This window comes from Veillonella sp. VA141 (genome assembly GCF_003992175.1).
GTDB lineage: Bacteria > Bacillota > Negativicutes > Veillonellales > Veillonellaceae > F0422.
This window is the reverse complement of sequence record NZ_RQVM01000005.1, coordinates 28,191-40,263: the sequence shown is the minus strand read 5'-3', so window position 1 is coordinate 40,263 and position 12,073 is coordinate 28,191. Positions and strand designations below refer to the sequence as shown.

The following is a 12,073-nucleotide window of genomic DNA, read 5'->3' as shown; positions in this document are numbered from 1 at the left end:
TTTTTGTATATAAACATAAGCCTTTTAGAATCGCTTTCTCTGTCCTCCTTCATTTATTATCGAGTCATACAATATTCCTTGAATGTAGGTCTCATGCCGCCTGTCCTATAGTAACAGAAACTTATTGGGGATACTCCCTAGGAGCATCCCCAATACTATAATTACCATTATTTCGCTTTGTAAAAGACTCCTAGAGAATTTCTTTCTACAGGTTGAACCTGGTCATATAAATTTGTTTCTTTAAAATACGTTGCGTATTTATTTGGCACATAAATCAAAGCACGTGATAGTTTCTCTGTATCTTTTGCCAAGTCAGTAGGTTTCACCATAGGCATGATATTTTTCACATTTTCCCAAACACTTTCATGTTCTTTGTAATGTATAAAGGAAGTAGTTCGTCCCAAATAATAGGATAAAGACGTACGATAATTACCATATTGATACACCTCTAATGGCGTAGTGCCTTCCAATGTCATCACTTCATTGGCTAATACTTTTCCAGATTGGTCTTCCATAACTGGCACTAAGTTAGGAACTAATGCTAAATAAAAAATGATCGCACTCGTTGCCATACTGTACACTAAGACAGACCCTGTTCGTTTACTAGCGGCATAAATAAACGTCAACACAGTCACTGCCAAACTAATCCAAAGATACGCACTATGTGACAAAGACACACTCAATCCCACTATGACTAATCCTAGTAAAAATGGAAATCCACCCAGTGCATATAGGGTAAACACCCTCCATGTCATCTTACGTTCTTTGTATCCTTCTATACCAGCATGAATGCCCATGCCTGCCCATAATGCCAAAGGAATCAGCATAATAAATGTATAGGTAACATATTTAGTGGCCATACACGTGTAGAACAGAACGGTTCCTACAAACCAAAAAATCGACCAATACCAAATATAGGCGTGTTTCTGTTCATTGATACCACGAACTACAAAGCTAGTCCATGGCATCATGCATACTGGCAACAAGGCAAAATATAAATACCACCAATTATGTTCGGGATGCTCTGGTACCGTCGCTCTCGTCACATTATGTAGCCCTAAAAATCCTTGGATAAAAGCATCACCATGAACATAGTACATATATCCATACCACGGTGCTACAACTAGGATAAAAGCAAGAATACCTTTCCAAGAAAAGACATATTTGAACCAATCCATACGACGATTCAAGGCCACATATAGAATTAAAATAATCCCTGGTAGCACGATCCCTACAGGGCCTTTGGTAAGCACCGCTAACCCAGCAAACATATACGCATAGACCATATGGCGATGACTTTCACCAGTGATACCACGATATAAATAGTAAAAAATACCCATAGAAAAGAGAAATAAATATCCATCCGTCACGACAGCATGACCAATGTACCAAAATTCTAACGCCGTTCCTAGGGCAATGGCACTCCACATAGCAATCCGTTCTACTTGATATATACTGAAAGCCATCCGATACATCGCTAATACTGTACAAGTAGAAACGACAATGGATGGCAATCGAGCAGCTAAATCAGAGATACCAAACAAAGAGTAGGACAGTATAAGCCCCCAATATGCCATAATTGGTTTATCATACCAATACATGTCATAAATCATAGGAGACAAAAACTCTCCATGTTTCATCATGGTCACGGCAGACAAAGCGTAGTTTGATTCCACTGTATCCGTCACAGGCAGCGCCCATGCCATAAACAGATAGAACAAAAACGTTCCTATCCCTAGCCATGCAAACCGCTTCCATGAAAATGTTTGTTCCATAGTAATACAACCTCTGTATTTACATTTAAAAAAATAACTTTCCCAACAAGCGCATTACTAGCCAAGCTAAAATAATCACAAAGGCACCAGCAATGATAAATTTAGCTAGTGCAAATAACACTATAATAAGCATCACGACGCCTACTGCTATGCCTAGTTTCCACTTCCAACTAAGAGCATTCCACAAAAATATCTTCATATTAGGAATGGTTTGAAATTGGTCTTGTTCCTGTTGAGAAGATTGATGATGAGGAGCATCGTATGCTCGCCCCTCTTCATCAATAGTTGTTCCGTCAAAATCACGTAATTCTTCTTCTGAAAGAACGCGCGTTCCTTCATCATACTTTTGTTCTTGACTCATAGTCACTCCTATAGAGCTTGTAAATGTTTTTCCAACAATTCATTCACTACGCCAGGATTGGCTTTACCTTTAGAGGCACGCATCACTTGGCCCACCAAGAATCCGATAGCTTTACCTTTACCAGATTTGAAATCTTCCACAGATTTTGGATTATCTGCAATGACTTGTTTTACAATTTCTTCAATAGCTCCTGTATCGGTAATTTGAACTAAGCCTTCTTCTTCTACAATTTTGTCTGGATTTTTACCAGTTTCAAACATTTTGACAATCACTTGTTTTGCAATTTTACCAGAAATCGTGCCTTTTTCAATTAGGCTAATCATATCAGCCAATTGTTTTGGTTGTACTTTGCTATCCGCATAAGAAATACCAGCATCGTTCACAAGTTTTGCCAAATCACCGATGATCCAGTTAGATGCCGTTTTTGCATCTGCTCCAGCCTCTACGACCGCATCGAAATAGTCCGCTGTACCGCGTTGGCTCGTCAATGTACGCGCATCTTCACTAGACAATCCATAGGATTCCATGAAGCGTTGTTGTTTCGCTTCTGGCAATTCTGGTAAGGATTGACGAATTTCTTCTACATAGTTAGGGTCTACCACAATAGGTACCAAATCTGGTTCTGGGAAGAAACGGTAGTCATTTTCCTTCTCTTTCTTACGCATGGAAAGAGTGATACCTTTACTATCGTCCCAAGTACGAGTTTCTTGAACAATCGTTTCTCCATCTTCCAATGCTTCTGCTTGACGAAGTGCTTCGTATTCAATGCCTTTTTGGATACCTGTTAAAGAGTTCATATTCTTGATTTCAGTTTTTGTGCCTAATTTAGTTTCCCCTACTGGTCGAATAGAAATGTTCGCATCACAACGCAAACTACCTTCTTCCATACGTCCGTCAGATACGCCTAAATATTGTACAATAGCACGAATTTTATCCACATATTGGCGCGCTTCTTCACCAGAACGAAGATCAGGTTCTGATACGATTTCTAACAATGGTACACCTGTACGATTGTAGTCTACATTGGAGCTATCAGAGCTAGAAATAGTAGCACCACTATGCACTAATTTACCAGCATCTTCTTCCATATGGATACGGTTGATACGAATGCGACGAGTTTCACCATTCACCTCTACATCAAGATGACCGTTTACGCAAATAGGCAAGTCAAATTGAGAAGTTTGCCAGTTTTTAGGCAAATCTGGGTAATAATAGTTTTTGCGGTCAAATTTATTGAATAGTACGATTTCACAGTTTAATGCTAAACCGACTTTGATAGCATATTCCAACACTTTTTGGTTAAATACAGGCATTGTTCCTGGTAAACCTAAGCAAGTTGGACATACATGTGTATTATGGTCGCCCCCGAAGGCCGTTGTACAGGAGCAGAAAATTTTTGAATTTGTTTTCAGTTCAGTATGAACTTCAAGGCCTACGACTGTTTCATATTTCATAGTTTCAATTCTCCCATAGTTGGCAATTTTGTAAATTCAGGACATTCTTGTTCAAAACTATAGGCTGCTTGCAACAATGTACTTTCACCCATAGCAGGCGCCAATAATTGCATACCGATTGGCATACCATTAGAACCAAATCCAGCAGGAATACTGATACCTGGGATACCTGCCAAGTTAACTGGCACTGTACATACATCCTCTAAATACATAGTCAATGGATCGTTGATTTTTTCACCAAATTTAAAAGCTGTATTCGGAGCGGTTGGTGTTAATAATACATCACATTCTTGGAATGCTGCATCAAACTCATTTTTAATCAAACGACGAGCTTTTAGAGCTTTTAAATAGTATGCATCATAATAACCAGAACTCAATACATAGGTACCTAACAAGATACGGCGTTGTACTTCTTCACCAAAGCCTGCCGTACGAGTTTTAGTGGACATTTCCACTAAATTATCTGCTGGCACGCGAAGGCCGTAGCTAACTCCATCATAACGAGCTAGGTTAGAACTAGCTTCTGCTAAAGCGATGATATAGTACGCAGACAAGGCATATTTTGTAGTTGGCAAGGAAATATCTACAATAGTGGCACCCATATTGCGATACGTTTCAATAGCTTTTTCCAGAGCTGCACGCACTTCTGGATGTAAACCTTCACCAAAATATTCTTTAGGCACACCGATGCGCAAGCCTTTTACATCTTTCACAAGAGCTTTTGTATAATCGACACGATCTCCTGGGATGGATGTAGAATCATGGAAATCATGGCCTGTAATAGCATTCAACACGATGGCTGCATCACGTACATCTCTTGTCACAGGGCCAATTTGGTCCAACGAAGATGCATAAGCAATTAATCCATAGCGAGATACATTGCCATAGGTTGGTTTCAAACCAACCACGCCACAGTAGGATGCTGGTTGACGAATGGATCCACCTGTATCGGAGCCTAATGCCCAGATTGCGCTACCACTGGCAACCGCCGCTGCACTACCACCGGAAGATCCGCCTGGAACATAATCTGGATTCCATGGGTTTGTCGTTTTGCCTAAAGCAGAATTCTCTGTGGAACTACCCATAGCAAACTCGTCCATGTTTAATTTACCCAAAATAACAGCATCTTGAGCTTGTAATTTTTCGATAACCGTTGCATTGTACGGAGGCACAAAGTTTTCCAACATATGGGATCCACATGTAGTGGCCACACCTTTTGTACAAATATTATCTTTAATCGCCCCAGGAATCCCTGCTAATGGCGAAATAGTTTCTCCCTTGGCGATTTTTGCATCTACAGCCTCTGCTTGTGCTAACGCCGCTTCATGAGAGTCAGACAAGTACGCATGTACTGTTGGCTCTACATTATCTTTATGTGCCAATACAGCTTTTGTAAGCTCTAGGGCAGAAATTTCTTTATTTACTAATTTTTGATGTAATTCAAAAAGAGTCATGTATCTTCTCCTAGTTCTGTACAACACGAGGTACTCTGAAATACCCATTCTCTTCTTCAGGTGCATTTTGTAATGCCGCTTCACGTGGCAATGATGGTTTCATCTCATCTGGACGATACACATTTTGTAATGGCACCGCATGAGCCATTGGCTCTACATCTGTTAAATCTAATTCTTCTAATTCCTCCACATAGGTAAGGATATTACTGAGGGCTTTTTCAGCAGCCTCTAAATCTTTAATTTCTAATCGGGATAATAAGGCAATATTCTTAATTTCCTCTTGACTAATTTTCATAGACACACATCCTTTCAATTTATATATTATAACATACTTTCATGATGAAAGTACCTATTCATAATGTAAGGCATCAATAGGATTTAACTTAGCTGCTTTTCTAGCCGGATATAAACCAAATACAAGACCTATCGTCATAGAGAATCCAAAGGATAATAAAATAGGTCCTGTGGTCACTACAGTTTTTAACTTAGCTACTGTAGCAATCAGCTGTGACGCACCAATCCCCACTAAAATACCGATGGCACCACCTACGAGAGAGATGACGATGGCTTCAATTAAAAACTGTGTAATAATCGTACGATACGTAGCACCTAAGGCTTTACGAACACCAATTTCTCGAGTACGTTCCGTAACAGACACAAGCATGATATTCATAATGCCAATGCCACCAACTAATAAAGAAATCGCTGCCACAGCACCTAGGAATAAGGTCATGGTAGCTGTATTTTCTTCTACCGCCTTCATAATGGACGCCATATTGTTCACATTAAAATCATCGAGATCAGGATTTTTAATGCCATGACGGACACGCAAGATATTTTCTATATCTGCTTGCACCCGTTCTAAGTCTTCGCCTTCTTTTGCTTGAATGTAGATCATACGCAAATAATCAACACCCATCACACGTTCCATCATAGTTGTATACGGTACTACAATAACATCATCTTGATCATTCCCCATAGTACCAGAACCCTTTTCATCAAGGACACCTACTACTTTAAAAGAATTTTTATGAATCCGAATATCCTTACCAATGGGATCTTCATTACCAAACAAGTTTTTTGCCACTGTGGCACCTATGACTGCCACCCGTTCACGGCGTTCAATTTGACTATCTGTAATAAAACGACCTGATTTCATAGTCCAATTGTTTACATACTGAAAGTCAGCGTTAGCACCATTCACAGTTGTGGTCCAATTCTTGCTCATGTACACAGTTAAATACGAATTAGCTGCTACTGGTGAAGCTGCTTGCACGCTATCCATCTTCGAAATAGCTTCATAGTCGCCCATTTTTAACGTTTTATTAGCACCAGATACCGGGCGTACCCCTGGTGTTCTAGGAGCCCCTGGATAAACCATTAATAGATTACTACCCAAACTGGAAATAGATTCTGTGATTTGTTGACGAACCCCATATCCAATGGATACAAGTGCAATCACCGCAGCTACACCAATGATGATACCTAGCATCGTCAATAATGATCGCATCTTATTGGCTATTAGAGATGACCAAGCCATTAAGAAACCTTCCTTATACATGGCTTTCACCTCCTACCTGCAATCCTTTCATATGGGGATTTATTCTATCTTCTACAATAAGACCATCTTTTAAAACCACATTGCGACCTGCATATTCAGCAATATCTGGCTCATGGGTGACTAAAATGATGGTACGCCCTTCTCGATATAATTCTGTGAAGATATGCATCACATCTAAACTTGCTTTTGAATCAAGGTTACCTGTAGGTTCATCCGCCATAATAATCGCTGGGTCATTTGCCAATGCCCTCGCAATAGCAACACGTTGTCGTTGTCCCCCTGATAATTCTGCTGGCATATGATCCAACCGAGTACCGAGCCCCAAATCTATCAATAACTGACTAGCCCTAGCTTTACGTTCTGCTTTAGACACTCCTGCATAGACCATCGGTAATGCTACATTATCTAGAGCCGTTAATTTAGGCAATAAATTAAAACTTTGGAACACGAACCCAATTCGTTTATTTCGTACATAGGCCAATTCATCGTCCCCCAGATGGGCTACTTCTTCTCCATCTAATCGATAGGAACCACTGGTAGGTCTGTCAAGACATCCTAAGATATTCATAAACGTAGACTTCCCAGATCCTGAAGGTCCCATGATAGAGGTAAACTCCCCTTCATAAATGGACAAATCAATACCATGTAATACTGGTACCGTTAACTTTCCATTCACATAGGTTTTCGTAATCCCCTCCAAGGTAATGACTGCTTTTTTTGGAGTTTCCATTAGAATGGCCCCCTCTGTTGTTGTTTTTTTGTCGTGCTTACATCACCACTGATAATGATTTCATCACCTTCTTCTACTCCAGAAATAATTTCAATTGTAGAATCACCAGTCATACCAGTTTTTACACTGGTTCTAAGAGGTTTACCATTTTTGATGACATACACAAATTCTCCCACTTTATCAGAACGAACAGCAGCCAATGGAACTACCAATACATTTTGTCGTTCTTCTCCATGAATCGTAGCACGTGCGGTCATACTAGGAAAGAAATGGCTTACATCACCAGCAGGAATTGCTACGCGCACTGTATAATACACTACGGATGAACTGGTCGTTCCCATACTACCTTTTGTACCTAAAGAAATACTTTTAACAGTACCCGTGAAAGTCTTACCAGGATGTGCATCGACCGTGAAATCTACTTTGGCACCTTCTTTTACATTTCCAATATCTGTTTCGTCAACTGTTAAATAAATTTCTAAATCAGACAAATCAGCGATAGTGGCAATGATCATTTGTGTAGAAATACCAGTGGCGATAGTTTGACCTGCTTTCAAAGGTTCTCCAATAATGGTCCCATCCATAGGAGCTGTAATAGTACTATCTGTTAAGTTTGCTGCTACTTGATCATAACTAGCTTTTGCTTTTTCATAGGCTGCTAAGGCATTATCATAGGTTTGCTGTGAAATGGCACCTTGTGACACTAACGTACGGTATCGATCCAAATCTGTGGCTGTTTGGTTGAGTGTGGCCCTTGCATTATCTACAGAAGCCTGTAATTGACGAGAATCAATAGTAGCGATGACCTGACCTGCTGTTACATGCTGATTGGCTTTCACCAAAACAGATTCTAATTTGCCAGGAATATTGGTAGATACATCTACATAGCGAACAGGATTAATCGTTCCCGTTGCATTAATAGTAGATGAAATACTACCTTTTCCTACTTTTCCCGTTGTATAGGTAGGTGCCTCTTTTGTTTGGCTACTACTATACCATTGCCATCCACCAATAGCTACCACTAAGATAGCCACAATGGCAATCCATAATTTTTTATTTTTCCACATAAAATATCTCCTTTTGTCCATCGATTACATATAGAATGCCACCAAAATGGTGTTTCCTTACTCTAATAGGCCCCAACTCCAACATATAGTATAGACTTTCATCTCCTTAAACTGGTTTACGCCTGCTGATAGCTTCCTTTTATAAGTAGCCCTTTACTATAGTATAAAACAAAACATACCATAGATAGAGGATAAAAAGAAAAGAAAACTAAAGTTAGTTTTCTTTATCTTATACAATACAATAGCAAAACAACTATGAAATTATTGTCCTAATACTCGTATTAATTGGTATAAAGAAGTATCTAAAGGATACTCACATATTACAGCTTCCTCATAGGCTATCGCATCAATATGATTGCAATGAACCCCTATTAGATGATGTGTATGTCCCTCTAACAAGGCACGTACTCCTGCCTCTCCTAAGCGAGCAGCCATTAATGCATCATAAGCAGACGGTGATCCACCACGTTGTAAATAACCTAACACTGTCACAGAGGGTGCATAGGATGTATGTGCTTTAATATATTGAGCCACTTCAAAAGCACTATAGGCTCCTTCCGCAACGATAATAATACTATTCTTTTTACCATTACGAGTAGTATTTTCTAATGATTCTTTTACCTCTTCTAATGTCATTGGCACCTCTGGTGTCAGTACCACCTCAGCACCGCATGCGACGCCAGCGTACACAGCAATATGACCTGCATGTCGTCCCATCACTTCTACAATAGCTACACGATCATGAGCTGTAGAGGTATCACGAATTTTGCTCACCCCATCAATGATGGTATTAAGAGCTGTATCAAAGCCGATTGTATAATCGGTACCATTCATATCTTTATCAATAGTGCCTGGAATTGTCACCGTAGGTAATCCTAGGTCAGACAACACCTTAGCACCACACATAGAACCATCTCCACCAACAACGACTAATCCGTCAATACCATGACGACGTAAATTATCATAGCCTCTTTGTTGATGTTCAGGTTCTTTAAATTCAAGACAACGGGAAGATTTTAAAATCGTCCCTCCCTTGTTCACAATATTCCCTACACTACGCCGAGTCAAAGAAATAAAGTCTTCTTCTAAAACGCCCAAAAAGCCTCGTTGTATTCCTACTACATCGAGGCCTTCATATATTGCACTTCTTGTGATAGAACGAATGACTGCATTCATTCCTGGTGCATCTCCACCACTTGTTAAAATAGCTATACGTTTCATATTATTCACCTTGGTGTACTTTTCGCCGTTTAAAATATATGCCTTTAGACTTTATGGATCCGTCAATACTCGTCACCAATTCATCCGTATGACTGTATGTAGTATCTAACACATGGTCACATTTGCGATATAAGGGTTTCCACCGTCGCATCATCCATGCTACATACCCAGATACATCATCATAATTCATAGTCGGCCGCTTACCAATCCACCGATTGACACGATTTACAATCCGATAATGTGAAGCGCGTATACCTACAATAAAAGAGTATTTTTGCATATATCGTAATGTACGCATGTCAATAGGGAAGTTTCCACCTACAGAAATCACCGCTTCATGATACATGGCCACCTTTTTAATTACTTCAAATTCTGCACGACGAAATGCCTTTTCACCTATTGTCTTAAAAATATCAGCAATAGGCATATTATATCGTTTTTCTAAGATTCGATCCGTGTCAACAAACTGCCAGCCTTTGGCATCCGCTAAATTTCGACCTAAGTGACTTTTTCCGCTCCCCATAGAACCAATGAGGATAATGTTTCTCTTGATAGTCGTTTTCATGTTTTATAATATCTCATTCTTCCATCTAGTAGTAAATTTTAACTTTATTTTACTATACTCGACTATACTTTGACAAACCATTAAAGCTAATTTTTAGTATTTTCATAAATCTTACATTGTAAAGTAGTCACACCTTGTACATGAATAATTTTCTCTATCCTAAAACGCAAGGTAGGATGTGCCTTTTGCATACCTACCAACCATTGCACCATATCTAAGGTAGACCCTTGCACTACCACATCTAGGGATTCTGCTTCTTTGTGCGTACTGACCACCACTAAAGGTGTGTCTCCTATAGAGGACAATACCAAATGATACAAGCCTTCTAGGTCTAACACATTCTCATCTAATTGTTTGACAAATTGATAACTTTCACTATTTAAAAATGTTGTTTCTGCTTCCTGTAAAAGTATCTCTTCATCAATCTCTGCAGAGATTCGTTTCTTCTCTCCTTGAAAGTACACCATCATACTAATACCCGTAACCACTACACAACAGTACACACTAACGACTAGAAGTAGACTTCTTTTGGGAATTGGTAAGGCTTTCCATAGTGGCTGTAATACGACTACGATATAGTGCAGTTCCGGATTCTTTTTCCACCACTTCATCATAATGACGGTGACCTCCTAATCGACTCAACACTGAACTAAACTGATGCAATTCAGTTTCAGTGCTTCCTCTAGCTTCCACATACCATTGGTTCATAGTAGACCACTCGACCAATTGAATGTGATATGTATTCGATGCATCTAATACATATATACATTCCTTTAACGTTCCCTGTGGCAACGGTTCTTCTTTTGTATTCTCATGAACCATAGAATCATATACACTATGAGCCTCTTTAGCATCAATATGGCGAGATATTATCTCTTTCTGTTTCTCTACAATGTCTTGATACTGTATATATACTTTTGTGCCTATCGCCACAGAACCCACTAATATAATGATCACTAGAGCTAATAGGGCCCACCATATGTTTTTGTACCGAATATACCAACACATCCACTGTATATCCGGTTCTATAAAATTAAGATTTTCTTTATTTTCCATCGACAAGTAACCTAATCGCTAAACCATATGCCATTTCATGATTTATATTCTCTGGGTTATAAGCTTCTCCTTTATCTACTATATGAAGGGGTACCTGATCTATTGTTCCATAGGTTTCTAAAATAGACTCAAAGGCTTTAGATCTTGTTTCATCAAAACCAACTACAATAGCTCCCTTAGGATAGGGCACTTGAAATTGTTTGCTATCTTCATAGACCGTTTTACAGGCTTCCAATACTTCATTCACATCTAATGATACTAAGGTATGCGCCGTACAGAATTTATCATTCCATAAAGATACTTGCACCTTATCTTCCTCTGGGGTGATACAAAGCATAGACGATTCTCGACCACGGCTGAACGCAAGAGGTGCTGGCCAGTAATCGATAACACGAAGATCTCCTCCGCCTTGTTGAATCCCTTGCGCCACCTGTTTCACTTGTTTTCGTTCTAAGGCTACGATGAGCATACACATTAGCTCCTCCGTTGTACCTGGTCTAGAGGCAAAATCGATAGCATTAGGGAAATCTTCATTCTGAAAGATTCGTTTTCCCTCACGGTGGGCAAATAAGTACTGATCTATTTTATGCATCATCGGTGTTTCCATGTATACTGATTGAAGTGGCGATTCAAAAACACAACCAATAGATATACCAACTTCTCCATAATAGTCAAAAAACTCTTTCACATCAGTTCCCTTATTACTGTGTCGTTTTTGAACGATTACATCTTCTAGCACAATAGTACCTTCAATTTTGTAGGCTTTTATCCCAACAATTTCATCATGTCCAATGGCAATACCCATCACTCGTTTACTTTTCACTACAAA

The 12,073-nt window shown here is 39.4% G+C and carries 13 protein-coding genes; all 13 read right to left on the bottom strand.

Going from position 1 to position 12,073, the window contains the following annotated elements; genetic code table 11:
- Positions 1–167: 167 nt before the first annotated feature.
- Positions 168–1,775, bottom strand: coding sequence for a glycosyltransferase family 39 protein (locus EO112_RS06230; protein ID WP_126940767.1), 1,608 nt, complete (start codon positions 1,773–1,775; stop codon positions 168–170).
- 25 nt (positions 1,776–1,800) lie between these two features.
- Positions 1,801–2,136, bottom strand: coding sequence for a hypothetical protein (locus EO112_RS06225; RefSeq protein WP_126940768.1), 336 nt, complete (start codon positions 2,134–2,136; stop codon positions 1,801–1,803).
- An 8-nt stretch (positions 2,137–2,144) separates the two neighbouring features.
- Entirely contained in the window at positions 2,145–3,590 is a 1,446-nt protein-coding gene (gene gatB / locus EO112_RS06220) for an Asp-tRNA(Asn)/Glu-tRNA(Gln) amidotransferase subunit GatB (protein ID WP_126940769.1), read from the bottom strand.
- Positions 3,587–5,044: an Asp-tRNA(Asn)/Glu-tRNA(Gln) amidotransferase subunit GatA gene (gatA, locus tag EO112_RS06215; protein WP_126940770.1), complete on the bottom strand. Its 1,458-nt coding sequence runs from the start codon at positions 5,042–5,044 to the stop codon at positions 3,587–3,589. The genes gatB and gatA overlap by 4 nt, the downstream gene beginning before the upstream one ends.
- Before the next feature lie 10 nt (positions 5,045–5,054).
- Positions 5,055–5,339 (bottom strand): Asp-tRNA(Asn)/Glu-tRNA(Gln) amidotransferase subunit GatC, encoded by a 285-nt coding sequence (gene gatC, locus EO112_RS06210; protein WP_126938694.1) that lies wholly within the window; start codon positions 5,337–5,339, stop codon positions 5,055–5,057.
- Between the two features lie 54 nt (positions 5,340–5,393).
- Positions 5,394–6,605: an ABC transporter permease gene (locus EO112_RS06205; protein WP_126940771.1), complete on the bottom strand. Its 1,212-nt coding sequence runs from the start codon at positions 6,603–6,605 to the stop codon at positions 5,394–5,396.
- Positions 6,598–7,335 carry an ABC transporter ATP-binding protein gene (locus tag EO112_RS06200; RefSeq protein WP_062402368.1) on the bottom strand — a complete coding sequence of 246 codons (738 nt, stop codon included), beginning with the start codon at positions 7,333–7,335 and terminating at the stop codon, positions 6,598–6,600. The genes EO112_RS06205 and EO112_RS06200 overlap by 8 nt, the downstream gene beginning before the upstream one ends.
- Entirely contained in the window at positions 7,335–8,402 is a 1,068-nt protein-coding gene (locus tag EO112_RS06195; RefSeq protein ID WP_082717795.1) for an efflux RND transporter periplasmic adaptor subunit, read from the bottom strand. Before EO112_RS06195 ends, EO112_RS06200 begins: the two co-directional genes overlap by 1 nt.
- 261 nt (positions 8,403–8,663) lie before the next feature.
- Complete coding sequence (gene pfkA / locus EO112_RS06190) at positions 8,664–9,623, bottom strand: 6-phosphofructokinase (RefSeq protein WP_062402363.1); 960 nt, start codon at positions 9,621–9,623, stop codon at positions 8,664–8,666.
- A 1-nt stretch (position 9,624) separates the two neighbouring features.
- On the bottom strand, positions 9,625–10,188 hold the full coding sequence (locus EO112_RS06185) for a shikimate kinase (protein WP_009353844.1): 564 nt from the start codon (positions 10,186–10,188) through the stop codon (positions 9,625–9,627).
- 86 nt (positions 10,189–10,274) lie between these two features.
- On the bottom strand, positions 10,275–10,658 hold the full coding sequence (locus EO112_RS06180) for a hypothetical protein (protein ID WP_126940772.1): 384 nt from the start codon (positions 10,656–10,658) through the stop codon (positions 10,275–10,277).
- 34 nt (positions 10,659–10,692) lie between these two features.
- Positions 10,693–11,244, bottom strand: coding sequence for a hypothetical protein (locus EO112_RS06175; RefSeq protein ID WP_164723956.1), 552 nt, complete (start codon positions 11,242–11,244; stop codon positions 10,693–10,695).
- Positions 11,234–12,067 carry a hypothetical protein gene (locus tag EO112_RS06170; RefSeq protein WP_062402352.1) on the bottom strand — a complete coding sequence of 278 codons (834 nt, stop codon included), beginning with the start codon at positions 12,065–12,067 and terminating at the stop codon, positions 11,234–11,236. Before EO112_RS06170 ends, EO112_RS06175 begins: the two co-directional genes overlap by 11 nt.
- Positions 12,068–12,073 lie beyond the last annotated feature (6 nt).